We start from the raw sequence: 13,649 nt of genomic DNA on the forward strand, positions 1-13,649 counted from the left end.
AGATGCCGTGTGGCCGATCTGTCGTCCTTTCCGATCACCAAGAAGTGGCCTGCGGCCGATCCGAATGTCCTCCAATATTACGGCCTGCCTACGCCCAACGGGGTGAAGGTGACGATCATGCTCGAAGAAATCGGGCTGCCTTATGAGGCGCATCTGGTCGATTTCGCGACCGACGATCAAAAGTCGCCCGAGTTCGGGAGCCTCAATCCCAACGGCAAGATCCCCGCGATCATCGATCCAGATGGGCCCGGCGGCAAACCGATGGGGCTGTTCGAAACCGGCGCGGTCCTGCTCTATCTCGCCGACAAGAGCGGCAAGTTCATCCCCGCCGACCCCGCCGCGCGGTGGGAGACGATCGCCTGGTTGATGTGGCAGATGGGCGGCGTCGGACCGATGTTCGGCCAGCTCGGCTTCTTCAACAAATTCGCCGGCAAGGACTATGAGGACAAGCGTCCGCGCGACCGCTACGTGGCGGAAAGCAAGCGGCTGCTCGGCGTGCTCGACGGACGGCTGGATGGCCGCACCTGGATCATGGGTGACGGGTATACGATCGCCGATATCGCGACCTTGGGTTGGGTGCGGAACCTGATCGGCTTCTACGAAGCGCGCGACCTCGTCGAGTTCGACACGTTCAAGAATGTCGCGGCCTGGCTGGAGCGTGGCCTGGCGCGACCGGCGGTGCAGAAGGGGCTGACGACCCCGGCGCGACCGGCAAGCTAATCGTCCGGCGACGATCCCTTTAACGGCAAGGGAATATCGATGTTCCCTAATCGTTCCGTTTCGGATAAACACCGCGCCATGGCCAAACCTCAGAAACGGTACGTCTGTCAGGCTTGCGGATCGGTCGCGACCCGGTGGCAGGGGCAGTGCGTCGATTGCAGCGAATGGAACACGTTGGTCGAGGAGGTCGGCGGCAATGTCACGCCGTTCCAGGCCAAGCATAACCTGCAATCGGGTGGGCGCGCGATCGCGTTGATCGGGCTCGACGCCGAAGTGACGCTGCCCGATCGCCTGGTGACCGGGATCGCCGAACTCGATCGTGCGCTGGGTGGCGGATTCGTCGAAGGATCGGCGACCTTGATCGGCGGCGATCCGGGGATCGGCAAGTCGACGCTGTTGCTCCAGGCGGCGGCGTGTCTGGCGCGGCGCGGCGAGCGTGTCGTCTATGTGTCGGGTGAGGAAGCGGCCGATCAGGTGCGGCTGCGCGCGCGCCGCCTCGGCCTGGGCGACGCTCCGGTCGAACTGGGCGCCGCGACATCGACTCGCGATATCCTGACGACCCTGGGGCAGGGGCCGCGGCCGGCCTTGTTGGTGATCGATTCGATCCAGACGATGCATTCGGACTTGATCGAGGGCGCGCCGGGGACGGTCAGCCAGGTGCGCGCGTCGGCGCAGGAATTGATTCGTTTCGCCAAGGAACGCGGCAGCGCGGTAGTGCTGGTCGGGCATGTCACCAAGGATGGCAGCATCGCCGGCCCGCGCGTGCTCGAGCACATGGTCGACACCGTGCTCAGCTTCGAGGGCGAGCGCAGCCACCAATATCGCATCCTGCGCGCGATCAAGAACCGTTTCGGTGGGACGGACGAGATCGGTGTATTTTCGATGGAGACGTCGGGCCTGAACGAGGTCGCCAACCCGTCGGCCTTGTTCCTGACCCATCGCGAGGACGGAATGACCGGCGCGACCGTCTTCCCCGCGCTGGAGGGCACGCGCCCGGTCCTGGTCGAGATCCAGGCGCTGGTCGTCCGGCTCGCTTCGGGCGCGACGCCGCGGCGCGCGGTGGTCGGCTGGGATTCGGGCCGGCTGGCGATGATCCTGGCAGTGCTCGAGGCGCGGTGCGGGCTCAGCTTCTCGACCTGCGAAGTCTATCTCAACATTGCCGGCGGTTATCGCGTGCAGGATCCGGCGGCGGACCTTGCCGTCGCGGCGGCGTTGATCTCGGCCCTGAGCGAGCGGCCGGTGCCGGCCGATGCGGTCGCGTTCGGCGAGATCGCGCTGTCGGGCGAAGTCCGCCCGGTCGCGCATGCGCCGCTCAGGATGAAGGAGGCCGCCAAGCTGGGGTTCGACCGCGCGCTGGGGCCCGCATCGACCAAGAGCGAGAGCGGAATCAAGATCAGTGGTTTCCGCACGCTCGGTCAACTCGTTGACCATATGCTGGGTCGGGGCTAGCTGTCGGACCGGGTATGGGGCTGACTGGATTAGATATCGCCGTCCTTCTGGGCGTTGGCGCAGCCGCGGCGCTCGGCTGGTGGCGCGGTTTCGTGACCGAGGTTCTGTCGCTGCTCGCCTGGGTGCTCGTGGTGTTCGCGCTCAAGGCGCTGCACACGCCCGCGACCGCCGCATTGACCGGTATTGTCGGGACGAGTTCGGGCGCCGCTATCCTCGCCTTCGCGTTGATCGCGGGAATTGCCTATTTCGGCGGGCGGATGCTCGCGCGTGCGATGGGCCAGCGCACCAAGCAATCGATCCTGGGGCCGCTCGACCGCGCGATGGGATTCGGGTTCGGCGCGCTCAAGGGCCTGATTCTCGCCAGCCTCGCCTTCCTGCTGCTGGTCTTGGTCTACGATACGATCGACGGCGGCCCGAAGCTGCGCCCGGCCTGGCTGACCAAGTCCCGCACCTATCCGTTGCTCAATGCGACCAGCGCGTTCGTCGCCGACTTCGTCGCCAAGCGGCGCAAGGGGCAGCCGATGTTCGGCAGCGACAATGCGAGCGACACCACCGCCAACGCCGACGATGCAGCGGAGCCGGGTAATACGGGCGGTGCCATCGTCACCAACAAGGCCGGCAAGGCGGGGCCGCATCGTTCACATTCTGCGCGCTAATTGGGCCGAAGGGGTCGCGCTTTTCGTTACGCTCGCCTACATGGCCGTCAGGATGAACGCGCCGCTCTACAACACTGAAATCCTGCGGCTCGCGGCGTCGATTCCGCATCATCGGCGCCTCGCCGATCCGATGGGATCGAGCGAGAAACGCTCTCCGATCTGCGGCAGCCGCGTGACCGTCGACGTCAATCTGGCCGCTGGTCGCGTCAGTGAGGTCGGGATGCTGGTGCGTGCCTGCGCGCTGGGCCAAGCCTCGTCCTCGCTACTTGCCGCCAATATCCTCGGCAAGAGCCCGGCCGAACTCGCAACGGCGCGCGACGAGCTGACGGCATGGCTGGCGGGAGAAGGCCCGGCGCCGGGCTGGCCCGATCTCGACATCTTCACCCCCGCGCTGACGGTCACCGCGCGCCATCCCTCGATTCGCCTGGCGTTCGAGGCGGCGGCGGAAGCGGCGGCGATCGCGGCCGCTTCGACCACCGGAAACGACTCCTGATGCACGGCGCATCGATGCTCCGCGACGGCGTCGTCATGCTCGGCGTCGGGATGGTGTTCGTTCTGTTGTTCCGCCGTCTCGGCCTGGGCGCGACTTTAGGCTTCCTCGTCGCCGGCGCGTTGATCGGACCACAAGCGCTCAATTTGATCGGGGACGCCCAAGGGAAGATCAGCGTCGCCGAGCTCGGCATCACGCTGCTGCTGTTCATCGTCGGGCTCGAACTCAATTTGTCGCGCCTGTGGAAGATGAAGCAGGACATTTTCGCGATCGGCCTGATCCAGGTGCTGACCTGCGGTCTGGCGATCACTTTGATCGTCCACGGCATCGCCGGCTTTTCATGGCAGGCCGCTTTGGTCCTCGGCCTGCCGCTAGCCCTGTCGTCGACCGCGCAGGTGCTGCCGATGCTGCAATCGGCCGGGCGGTTGCGCACCCCGTTCGGCGAACGCGCCTTCGCGGTCCTGCTGTTCCAGGACTTGTCGATCGTCCCGCTGATCACGCTGGTGACGATCCTGTCGCGCAACCCGGCGGATCAGCAGGGGCCGCCGGGCTATCTGCTGTTCATTTACACTGTGCTGGCGATTACCGGGCTGGTGCTGGCGGGCCGGTATCTGTTGCGGCCCTTGTTCCGAGTGATCGGCAATCTCGGCGAGCGCGAGATGTTCGTCTTCGCCGCCTTGTTCACGGTCACCGCATCGGCGGCGGTGATGGAATATCTGCATTTGTCGACTGCCCTGGGCGCGTTCGTCGCGGGCGTAATGCTGGCCGATTCGCCGTATCGCCATGAGCTGGAAGCGGACGTCGAGCCGTTCCGCTCGATCCTGCTCGGGCTGTTCTTCCTGGCGGTCGGCATGTTGCTCGATCTCCAGGTGATTGCCGATCGCCCGTTCTTCGTCATCGGTATGGCGCTGGCGCTAATCGCGACCAAGGCGGCGATCATCTTCGCGATCGGCATGGCGTTCCGCATGAACTGGCGCGGGGCGTTGGCGCTCGGCCTGTTGCTCAGCCAGGGCGGCGAGTTCGGCTTCGTCTTATTCGCGCAGGCGCAACGCGCGTTCCTGATCGAGCCCGCGGCGGTCAGCGTCTTCAGCGCGGTGGTCACCTTGTCGATGGCGACGACGCCGTTCCTGATGATGGTGACCGCGCGATTCCGCGAGGCGCCCCAGGTCACGGGCGATCGCGAGGGGCCGCGCGCCGACGGCGCCAACGCGCTGGTCGTGGGTTATGGACGGTTCGGCCAGACCGTGTCGCAGATGCTGATCGCCGCCGGCGTACCGGTGACGCTGATCGATACCGATATCGAGATGATCGACGTCGCCGCCGATTTCGGCGCCAAAGTCTATTATGGCGATGGGACCCGGCTCGACCTGCTGCGCCAGGCCGGCGCGAGCGAGGCCGAGCTGATCCTGTTCTGTATCGACGGCGACCAGCTCGACGGCGATTTGATCGAGGGCGTGCATGAAGCTTTTCCCAAGGCAGCGATCTTCGCACGCACCTATGACCGCCGCGCGCTGATCAAACTCAAAGGCTCGCCGATCGCCGGTGTTGTGCGTGAAGTAATGGAATCGGCGATCAAGATGGGCCGCATGGCGATGGCGGCGATCGACATCGATCCGGCCGAAGCCGAGCGCGCCGAGGACATGTATCGTGCCCGCGACAAGGAACGACTGAAGGCGCAATATGAAACCGGCGACGTGCGCGCCGCGCGCGACCGCATCATCACGAGCGACGAGCGCGAGGAGATTTTCGCCGCGACTCGCCGCGAGCTTGCGGTCGACGCCGACGCCGCGTCAGAGCCGGTGGGTGCCGAGGAATTGGGACGAGGGCAGGAACCATGAACTGGATCGCGATCCTGGCTGCGTTGTCGGGTGCATTGGCGGTCGGTGCGGGCGCTTTCGGCGCCCATGGCGCCTCCGGGCAGGCGGCCGAATGGCTCAAGACCGGCGGGCAATATCAGCTGATCCACGCCGTAGCCGCACTGGCCGCGTTGAAGATGGCGGCGAAAGGTCCGGCGGCATTGTTCGTAATCGGCGGGCTAATCTTTGCCGGGACGCTCTACCTGATGGCGCTGGGCGCTCCGCGCTGGCTCGGTGCGATCACGCCGATCGGCGGGCTGGCCCTGATTGCGGGCTGGCTATGGTTGGCGTGGAGCGTTGCGCGCAGCGGCATGTGATACCGCTCGTCGTGCGGCCTATCTCTAATGCGGCATATCCCTATGGGCGCTCAATCGTCATGCCGGGCTCGTCCCGGCATCCACTGCGCAGCAATACCCATCGGCAATTGGGTTTACGGCACGGTGGATGCCGGGACGAGCCCGGCATGACGGTAAGCCTGATCGTACAACTCATCTATCGCCGCGTGTCGATCTTCGGCGATGGAGCGGGTGGCGCATAAACGGGGCGAAGTCGCCCCTGACGATCGCGGTACAGATAGCGATCCCCGTCTTCGTCGATCGCATGGGGCGAGATGCGATCGGGCGCCGTTGCGAAATGGTCGGCGATCGCCTCAGCCTCGCGGTCGGAACGCCGGCCGCGGCGGACCCAGATGATACCGATCCACACCAGCACTGGTCCGGTCACGATGATCGGCACGATCTGTATTGCCGTCGCCAGCACGTTCCAGCCGTTGCAATCGCTGGCGCACCGCCCGGCCAGCCAGTCGAACAACGCCTGGAGTTCGATTGGTCCGGCAACGCGAATGATCATCAAGACCATCGCCGGCAGATAGACCACGCACCCGAGCGTCAGCAGCGCGATGCGAACGAGGTGCTTTCTGGTCACTGCTCGGCGTCGAGGAATGCCTCGACGTCGGCAAGGTCGACCGAATGGTCGAGATAGGTTCGTCCGATTCCGTGCGCGAGCAGGAAGGGCAGGGTGCCAGCGTCCATCTTCTTGTCGTGGCGCATATGGTCGACCAATGTCGCGCCGCTTGCGGTTATTCCTGCGGCCTTGATCCCGTCGGGCAGGCCGACCGCGCGCAGATGGGCGGCGACGCGCCCGGCATCCTGGCTCGGGCAAAGTCCGCGCCGTGCCGAATAGGCGAAGGCCAGCGCCATGCCCGCTGCGACGCCTTCGCCATGGAGCAGGCGGTCGGAAAACCCCGTCTCCGCTTCCAGCGCATGGCCGAACGTATGGCCAAGATTGAGTAAGGCGCGCTTGCCGGTCGTCTCGCGTTCGTCCTCGGCGACGATCCGCGCCTTGGCACCGACCGAATGCGCGATGGCATGTTCGCGCGCCTCTGGGTCGCCGGCAAGCAGCTTTTCGCCATTCGCCTCGCACCATTCGAAGAAGGCGAAATCGTCGATCAGGCCGTATTTGACCACCTCGGCATAGCCGGCTCGGGTCTCGCGTGTGGGCAAGGTGTCGAGAACGTCGGGATCGATCAGCACCAATCCGGGCTGGTGGAACGCGCCGATCAGATTCTTGCCGGCGTGCGTGTTGATCGCGGTCTTGCCGCCGACCGAACTGTCGACCTGGGAAAGCAAGGTGGTCGGTATCTGGACGAAGCCGCAGCCGCGCTTGACGATCGAACAGGCAAACCCGACCAGATCGCCAATCACGCCACCGCCCAGCGCAATGACATGATCGCCGCGCTCGACGCCGTGCGCGAGCAATTGGTCGGTCACTGCCTCAAGTTGCATCCAGCTTTTGGTCGCTTCCCCGGGGGGTAGCACGATCGCTTCGCTCGCGATGCCGGCGGCGGCGAGCGTGGCCTGCAGCGTGGCGAGATGCGGCGCGACATTGGCGTCACTGACGATCGCCATCGACCTGCCGCGCGACAGCGGCTTCAAATGTTCGGCGGCGCGGCCGAGCAGTCCGCGCTCGATCACGATGTCGTAGCTGCGCGAACCGAGCGAAACGGGAACGATGGTCACAGGCCGAGGGCTTTCAGGATGGCGTTGACGGCCGATTCGTGCGGCGCTTGGTCGCTGGCGATGCGAATCGGTGCCTGCGCATAGATCGGATTGCGCACGGCGGCGAGTTCGTCGAGCACCTCGCGCGGGTTGCGGTTGCGCAGCAAGGGGCGTGTGTCGCGGCGGCCGACGCGTTCGGCCAGGATCCGCGTCGGAGCGTCGAGCCAGATCGCGATCGATTGATCGAGGATCAGCGCGCGCGTCTCATCGTTGATGAACGCGCCGCCGCCGGTGGCGATCACCTTGGGTTTGCCGTCGACCAAGCGGGCGATCACGCGGCGCTCGCCGTCGCGGAAATACGCTTCACCGAATTTTTCGAAAATTTCGCTGACGGACATGCCCGCGGCTTCCTCGATCTCGGTATCGGCGTCGGCGAAGGGCAAATGCAGCCGCGCCGCGAGGCGGCGGCCGACGGTCGACTTGCCGACGCCCATCAACCCGACGAGCACGATCGGCTTGCCGGTCCAGGAAAGAAAGGGAGGAGCGCTTTGCAACATGGGTTTGGGGGCTATACAGCGCACCGCACGCTCGGGCACAAGCGCCGAGCCGGGCGGCGTGCCGGTTTGAACGCCGAAAGACTGTAGAGGTTATTGTCGCATGTCGCGAATGTTGGTGGTGCTGATCGTCGTGCTGGTGCTGTTGGTGGGCGGAATGTTCTTCTTGTCGAGCCGAGCGCACGACACGCAGCAGACCCGGGTGGAAAAGGCTGTCTCGCTTGCGAATCTCCAAGGCTAGCGCCGGCGCGTCAGCGCTGGCGATAGCGCTGCTCGCCGCGGGCGGCGTCGCGCTCGCGCAGAAAAAGCCCGAATCGATCCTGCCGCCAGGGTTCGACCAGCCGGTCGCGCCTGCTCCCGCGCCGCGCCCATCGCCGCGCGCCTCGACTCCCGCGCCGACACCGGCGCCCGCGCCCGCGCCGACGACGGCTCCCGCTGTGGGCGCCGCACCGACGGCCAGCCCGGCCGCTCCGGCGATGCCATTACCCACGCCTGCTGCCACCGATCCGGTGACCGGGCTGCCGATCGCGGCGCCGACGCCGACCGCGACCCCTGGCCCAGTGCGTTACACCTTGCCTGAATCGTCGCGCCGCAATCTGGCGATGATCGGCATCCTGCCGACCGCCGAGCGGATGATGGATCCCGCCGCGTTCGGTAATGCCGATGGCCGGTACATCGAGCGGCTGATGCGCGACACGCGCGCGCCGATCGCCTCGCGTTGGGTGTCGATCGCCCTGCGCCGGCTGTTGCTGCAGCCGATCAGTACACCGCGCAACGTCAACGGCGCCGATTTCGCGGCCGAGCGTGCCTGGCTGTTGCTGCGGATGGGCGAATCGGTCGGCGCGCGCGCGATGGTTCAGTCGGTCGACCCGCAGGATTACACGCCCAAACTCTATCAGGTCGCGATGCAGGCCGCGTTGGCGACCGGCGATGTCGGTGCGATGTGTCCCTTGGCCAATGATGCGGTCAAGGTGTCGAGCGAGCCGAGCTGGGTGCTGGCGCGCGCGATGTGCGCTTCTCTATCCTCGACGCCGAGCCAGGCGACGCCGCTGATGAACCAGGCCAAGCGCGTCGCCGCGGGTATTGATCTGGCATTGGCGCAGAAGATCGCCGGGCGCGGGTCGAGCAAGGGCGACGTGGTGATCGAATGGGACGGCGTCAGCAATATCAATACGTGGCGCTACGGACTTGCGATGGCTGCGGGCGAAAAAATTCCCGACGCGCTGTTTGAGGGGACCGGCCCGCAGATGCGCTATTGGCAAGTGTTGGCGCCTCAGGAAACGCCGGTCGAACGGTCGCAATTTGCCGATCAGGCGGCTGCCCAGGGTGTCCTCTCCAACCTCGCCTTGGTCGATCTCTACGGTCTGATCGATGCGGGCGACGATCAGGGCAATCCGGCCAACGGCGTCGCCAGCGATTTGCGCACCGCCTATACGGGCGGATCGCGCGATGCCCGGCTCGGCGCGCTGCGTGGGCTCTGGGGCCAGAATGTTGACGGCCTGGCGGGCTATGGCCGGTTGGTGCTGACGGCGCGCGCGGCAAAACGCATTCCGGTTGCGGCCAAGACCGATGGCAGCGATCAGCTGGTCGCCTCGATGCTCAGCGCCGGGCTCGATCGGTCGGCGGCGCGCTGGCGTGGCGCGGTGGCGCGTGGCAGCCTGGGCTGGGCGCTGATCCTGGTGTCCAATCCAGACAATAACGCACGATACGGATCGGGAGAGGTCGGCGCGTTTTCGGGCGACGCCGACAAGCAGCGAATGTTCGCGGCCGGGTTGGCTGGGCTCGCCAGGCTCGATCCAGCGGTGGCGCAAAGCTATGGGGCCGATGTGCAGGGGGACAACAAATGGACCCGCGCGATCGACCGTGCCGCGGCGGAAGGCCGCCCTGGTGAGGTGTTAGTGCTGAGCGCTGTCGGGCTGCAGACGCCGGATTGGCGCGGCGTATCGCCCGCGGCCTTGTTCCATATCGTCAATGCGTTGCGGGTCGTGGGTCTGGGAAGCACCGCGCGGATGGTTGCGGCCGAGGCCGTGACGCGGGCCTGATGGCCGCCATCGGCCTTGATGACCGTGCGCTGATCGAGCGCTTTCTCGAGATGCTGGTGGCGGAAGTCGGCGCCGCCAGGAACACCGTTGCTGCCTATGCCAGCGACTTGCGGCTCGCCTCCGAGGCCCTGGACGGACGATTGGTCTCCGCGGAGGTCAAGGACGTCGAACGGCTGGGCAACGGCTGGCGCGATCTTTCGCACGCGACGGTCGCGCGCAAGGCGGCGGCGCTGCGTCGGTTCTTCGCCTTCCTGGCCGATGAGGGCCACCGCGCCGACGACCCTGGCGCCGCCTTGCCGCGACCCGGCGCGCGGCGGCCGCTGCCCAAGGTGCTGAGTCACCAGGATATCGACCGGCTGTTCGCTGCGATCGCCGAGCGGCAAGCGCGAATGCCGCCGGATCCCAACGACCTGCGCCTCTCGGCCTTGATCGAATTGCTTTACGGGTCCGGACTGCGCGCGACCGAACTCGTCTCGCTGCCGCGCAACGCCATCCAGCCCGATCGGCCCTATATCATCCTCAAGGGCAAAGGCGGGCGCGAGCGGCTGGCGCCGGTTTCCGATCGCGCGCGTGCGGCCGTAGCGGCGTGGCGCGCGCATGTCGCGAGCGACCGGCCGTGGTTGTTTCCCTCCGGCAAGACGCATCTGTCGCGCATCCGCCTCTATCAATTGATCAAGGCGCTCGCCGCCGATGCGGGCATCCCGCCTGATCGCGTCAGCCCGCACGTGCTGCGCCACGCCTTCGCCACTCATCTGCTCGAAGGCGGCGCCGACCTGCGCGCGCTCCAGGCGATGCTCGGTCACGCCGATATCGCGACGACCGAAATCTACACGCATGTCGACAGCAAACGGCTGATCGAGCTGGTCAACACTCGCCACCCGCTCGTTGACGTTGCCCCGAGGCGGCCTTAACCCGCCCGGCCATGGCTACCTTCCTTGATTTCGAAAAGCCGATCGCTGAGTTGCAGGGTCGGATCGATGAACTTCGCGATACCGCTTCGGACGGCGCGATCGACATCGATTCCGAGGTCAAGCGGCTACAGACCAAGTCTGACGCCTTGCTCAAGGCGACCTATGCCAAGCTCACCCCGTGGCAGAAGACGCAGGTCGCGCGCCACCAGGATCGCCCGCATTTCGGGGATTATATCGCCGGCCTGTTCGGGGATTTCATGCCGCTGGCCGGCGATCGCGCCTTCGCCGACGATCAGGCGATTCTAGGCGGTTTCGCCACCTTCCGTGGGCAGAAGGTAATGGTGATCGGCCACGAAAAGGGCGACGACACCGCCAGCAGGCTCAAGCACAATTTCGGCATGGGCAAGCCAGAAGGCTATCGCAAGGCGATCCGCCTGATGGAACTCGCCGACCGGTTCGGGCTGCCGGTGCTGACTTTGGTCGACACGTCGGGTGCCTTTCCCGGCGTCCAGGCCGAGGAGCGCGGCCAGGCCGAAGCCATTGCGCGCTCGACCGAGGCATGCCTGAAGCTCGGCGTGCCGATGATCGCGGCGGTGGTCGGGGAAGGCGGATCGGGCGGCGCGATCGCGCTCGCTGCGGGCAATCGCGTGCTGATGTTCGAACACGCGGTCTATTCGGTGATCTCACCCGAAGGCTGCGCGTCGATTCTGTGGCGCACCGCCGACAAGGCGCCCGACGCCGCCGAGGCGATGAAGGTCACCGCGCAGGATTTGAAGGGGCTGGGCGTGATCGACACGATCGTGTCCGAGCCGTTAGGCGGCGCGCATCGCGATCCAGACAAGGCGATTGCGGCGCTGGGCGACGCGATGGCGGACGCGCTGGGCGGGTTGCACAATCTCGGTCCCGACGATCTGCGGCGCGATCGCCGTGACAAATTCCTGGCGATGGGCCGACTTTAAGACTCCGCCTCTCCCGCGTGCGGGAGAGGGAGGGGCCCGCCGCGAAGCGGTGGGAGGGTGAGGGTCTTCTTTCTTCTTTTGTGGTTGCGAGCCGCCTGGAAGAAGAAAGAAGACCCTCACCCGGCCTCTCCCGCAAGCGGGAGAGGAGTTCATAACAAAGAAAGGGCGGCGGAACCGAAGTTCCGCCGCCCCTCTTTTCAGCTGTAAGCGTTGGAGCTTACGAAGCCTTCATGTTCGAAGACACGTTGGTGAACGTGGTCTTCAGCTGGTTGCCCAGGCCCTGCATCGCGGCAATCGCAGCGACAGCGATGAGCGCGGCGATCAGGCCGTACTCGATGGCGGTGGCACCCTTCTTGTTGGTGAAAATCTTGCGAACGGTCTTCATATCCGGTCTCCAGTGGTTCGAACTACTTCAGTCACCCGGCTGAACCAGGATATGCCCCCGTCCAGCAGTCCGAATCAGTAGGCCAGGGCGGTTGAGAAAAGCTTAAAGCCGGAATGAAATGTTCCGGATGTCCGAATTAATGTGGGTTCTGGACCTTGTCGGCCACATTATTCCACATGCCGGTTGTCGTGCTGGCCAGCCCTTGCAAAGCGGCGAGCATCGTCAGGACGACCAGCGACAGGATCAGTCCGTACTCGACGGCGGTCGCGCCTCTTCGACTCCTGGCCAGTTGGCGTAGGACATGGATCATCGCTTTTTTTGCCGCGTACGGCTCCCCAATCTACGTATGATGGTAGGCACGTTTCGTTAACGAATGACCAACGGCGCGGAGGGACGGCACCAAAATGGACTTATTGCCCGTGGTTGCCGTCGCGCTGACCGATGCTCAGGGGCGCGTGCTGATCGCCCAGCGTCCGTTCGACAAGGAGCATGCCGGTTTATGGGAATTTCCCGGCGGCAAGATCGAGCCGGGCGAGTCGCCCGAGGCGGCGCTGGTCCGCGAATTGCGCGAGGAACTCGGCGTCACAGTCGCGTCGCCGCATCTCGAGCCGCTGACATTCAGTAGCGCCAGCCGGGGAACGCGGCATTTGCTCTTGCTGCTCTACCGATGCACTGCTTGGCAAGGGGAACCCCGCGCGCTAGACGCCGCGGCGATCCGGTGGGTGCTGCCAGCCGCGCTGGCGGATTATGATATGCCGCCAGCGGACCGCCCGTTCGTGTCAGTCCTTGCGGCCGAGCGCGGCGGCTAGTGAGACGGTGGCACTGCCGCGCCGCGCTGGCTTGGGCTGGTCGGGCGAGGGAGCCCAGCCGGTCAGGAAGATCAGGTCGAACCGCTCCGCCGTGCGGCCGTCGGGATCGGCGCGCTCGCCAAACGCTCCGGCGGCGGCGGCCAGCGTGGCCCGAGCGAGCGGCACGCGGCCCCGCAGCACGTTGGTCGCCGCCATGCCGCGCAGATCGCCGATCAGCCGGAACAGGTCGGGATAGCGGACGCTGAGCGTTTCGCTGTCCGCGACCGGCAAAGCGAAGCCGGCGCGGACGAGCAGGTCGCCGGCCGACCGCACGTCGATCATCGGATGAAAGCGGGCGGCGGGACGATCGGCCTCTGCCTGCAGGAAGCTGGCACGCATTGTTGGCAGCGATGTGCCGCCGATGAACGCGCCGAGGAACAAGCCGTCGGGTTTAAGCGCGCGGCGGATCTGCGCCAGCGCGCCGGGCACGTCATTGACATTGTCGAGGACGCCCGCCGAAACGACCAGGTCGAAGCTCTCCGGATCGATCGGCAACAGATCCTCATCCGCCTGGATGCCGCCGGCTTGCGCGGCGAACAGGCGCCCCGCATCGATCCGCGTCACCGCGCTGTTCGGCGGCGGCACGAATGCTCCATCGAAGCAACCGAGATCGAGCACGCGACTGAAGCTGCGCTTTACGCCATTCAACCGTTCAGCAATGCCGTCGAGCATCGCCTCGCGCAGGAAAGCGTGGCTGGCATAGACCGGCGCGGCACGATCTCGGTGGAGGCGCCGTGCCGCGCGATCGAAGATTTCGGGGGAGTCCATCGGCCGCGCTTGTG

At 66.0% G+C, this 13,649-nt stretch carries 17 protein-coding genes; 11 read left to right on the plus strand and 6 right to left on the minus strand.

The window, feature by feature from the left end; all coding sequences use genetic code 11:
• Positions 1 to 9: 9 nt before the first annotated feature.
• From AC1DQQ_RS12160 to AC1DQQ_RS12185, 6 genes are all read left to right on the plus strand, one after another.
• The gene (locus tag AC1DQQ_RS12160; RefSeq protein ID WP_478045347.1) at positions 10 to 720 is read left to right on the plus strand and encodes a glutathione binding-like protein; all 711 of its coding nucleotides are present in this window, start codon (positions 10 to 12) and stop codon (positions 718 to 720) included.
• A gap of 78 nt (positions 721 to 798) precedes the next feature.
• Positions 799 to 2,169, plus strand: coding sequence for a DNA repair protein RadA (gene radA, locus AC1DQQ_RS12165; RefSeq protein WP_478029961.1), 1,371 nt, complete (start codon positions 799 to 801; stop codon positions 2,167 to 2,169).
• A 14-nt stretch (positions 2,170 to 2,183) separates the two neighbouring features.
• Positions 2,184 to 2,825, plus strand: a complete 642-nt coding sequence (locus AC1DQQ_RS12170; protein ID WP_478029962.1) for a CvpA family protein — start codon at positions 2,184 to 2,186, stop codon at positions 2,823 to 2,825.
• Between the two features lie 52 nt (positions 2,826 to 2,877).
• Positions 2,878 to 3,318 (plus strand): iron-sulfur cluster assembly scaffold protein, encoded by a 441-nt coding sequence (locus tag AC1DQQ_RS12175; RefSeq protein WP_478030461.1) that lies wholly within the window; start codon positions 2,878 to 2,880, stop codon positions 3,316 to 3,318.
• Entirely contained in the window at positions 3,318 to 5,153 is a 1,836-nt protein-coding gene (locus AC1DQQ_RS12180; RefSeq protein WP_478029963.1) for a cation:proton antiporter domain-containing protein, read from the plus strand. The genes AC1DQQ_RS12175 and AC1DQQ_RS12180 overlap by 1 nt, the downstream gene beginning before the upstream one ends.
• Positions 5,150 to 5,488 carry a DUF423 domain-containing protein gene (locus AC1DQQ_RS12185; protein ID WP_478045348.1) on the plus strand — a complete coding sequence of 113 codons (339 nt, stop codon included), beginning with the start codon at positions 5,150 to 5,152 and terminating at the stop codon, positions 5,486 to 5,488. Before AC1DQQ_RS12180 ends, AC1DQQ_RS12185 begins: the two co-directional genes overlap by 4 nt.
• A 175-nt stretch (positions 5,489 to 5,663) precedes the next feature.
• Here AC1DQQ_RS12185 and AC1DQQ_RS12190 read toward each other — a convergent pair whose 3' ends face one another.
• The 3 genes from AC1DQQ_RS12190 to AC1DQQ_RS12200 are packed head-to-tail and all read right to left on the minus strand — an operon-like array spanning position 5,664 to position 7,725.
• Positions 5,664 to 6,095: a hypothetical protein gene (locus tag AC1DQQ_RS12190; RefSeq protein WP_478045349.1), complete on the minus strand. Its 432-nt coding sequence runs from the start codon at positions 6,093 to 6,095 to the stop codon at positions 5,664 to 5,666.
• Entirely contained in the window at positions 6,092 to 7,189 is a 1,098-nt protein-coding gene (gene aroB, locus AC1DQQ_RS12195; RefSeq protein ID WP_478040800.1) for a 3-dehydroquinate synthase, read from the minus strand. The genes AC1DQQ_RS12190 and aroB overlap by 4 nt, the downstream gene beginning before the upstream one ends.
• Positions 7,186 to 7,725, minus strand: coding sequence for a shikimate kinase (locus AC1DQQ_RS12200; protein ID WP_478029967.1), 540 nt, complete (start codon positions 7,723 to 7,725; stop codon positions 7,186 to 7,188). Before AC1DQQ_RS12200 ends, aroB begins: the two co-directional genes overlap by 4 nt.
• A 100-nt stretch (positions 7,726 to 7,825) precedes the next feature.
• Between AC1DQQ_RS12200 and AC1DQQ_RS12205 the strand changes: the two genes are divergently transcribed.
• The 4 genes from AC1DQQ_RS12205 to AC1DQQ_RS12220 are packed head-to-tail and all read left to right on the plus strand — an operon-like array spanning position 7,826 to position 11,634.
• Entirely contained in the window at positions 7,826 to 7,963 is a 138-nt protein-coding gene (locus tag AC1DQQ_RS12205; RefSeq protein ID WP_478029968.1) for a hypothetical protein, read from the plus strand.
• Positions 7,944 to 9,764, plus strand: coding sequence for a hypothetical protein (locus AC1DQQ_RS12210; RefSeq protein ID WP_478045350.1), 1,821 nt, complete (start codon positions 7,944 to 7,946; stop codon positions 9,762 to 9,764). The genes AC1DQQ_RS12205 and AC1DQQ_RS12210 overlap by 20 nt, the downstream gene beginning before the upstream one ends.
• Entirely contained in the window at positions 9,764 to 10,675 is a 912-nt protein-coding gene (locus AC1DQQ_RS12215) for a tyrosine-type recombinase/integrase (protein ID WP_478029970.1), read from the plus strand. The genes AC1DQQ_RS12210 and AC1DQQ_RS12215 overlap by 1 nt, the downstream gene beginning before the upstream one ends.
• 11 nt (positions 10,676 to 10,686) lie before the next feature.
• A complete protein-coding gene (locus tag AC1DQQ_RS12220; protein WP_478045351.1) occupies positions 10,687 to 11,634 on the plus strand; it encodes an acetyl-CoA carboxylase carboxyltransferase subunit alpha in 948 nt (315 codons plus the stop codon).
• Between the two features lie 217 nt (positions 11,635 to 11,851).
• Here AC1DQQ_RS12220 and AC1DQQ_RS12225 read toward each other — a convergent pair whose 3' ends face one another.
• Positions 11,852 to 12,019 carry a Flp family type IVb pilin gene (locus tag AC1DQQ_RS12225; protein WP_066590201.1) on the minus strand — a complete coding sequence of 56 codons (168 nt, stop codon included), beginning with the start codon at positions 12,017 to 12,019 and terminating at the stop codon, positions 11,852 to 11,854.
• A 136-nt stretch (positions 12,020 to 12,155) separates the two neighbouring features.
• Positions 12,156 to 12,329 carry a Flp family type IVb pilin gene (locus tag AC1DQQ_RS12230; protein WP_478029972.1) on the minus strand — a complete coding sequence of 58 codons (174 nt, stop codon included), beginning with the start codon at positions 12,327 to 12,329 and terminating at the stop codon, positions 12,156 to 12,158.
• A gap of 94 nt (positions 12,330 to 12,423) precedes the next feature.
• On the opposite strand from AC1DQQ_RS12230, the gene AC1DQQ_RS12235 reads away from it, so the two are divergent.
• Positions 12,424 to 12,828, plus strand: coding sequence for a (deoxy)nucleoside triphosphate pyrophosphohydrolase (locus AC1DQQ_RS12235; RefSeq protein WP_478045352.1), 405 nt, complete (start codon positions 12,424 to 12,426; stop codon positions 12,826 to 12,828).
• Here AC1DQQ_RS12235 and AC1DQQ_RS12240 read toward each other — a convergent pair.
• Positions 12,799 to 13,635 (minus strand): methyltransferase domain-containing protein, encoded by an 837-nt coding sequence (locus AC1DQQ_RS12240; protein WP_478045353.1) that lies wholly within the window; start codon positions 13,633 to 13,635, stop codon positions 12,799 to 12,801. The two genes, AC1DQQ_RS12235 and AC1DQQ_RS12240, sit on opposite strands and share 30 nt — an antisense overlap.
• Positions 13,636 to 13,649: the final 14 nt, after the last annotated feature.

The sequence above is a fragment of the Sphingomonas sp. P4_G3 genome (genome assembly GCF_056401105.1).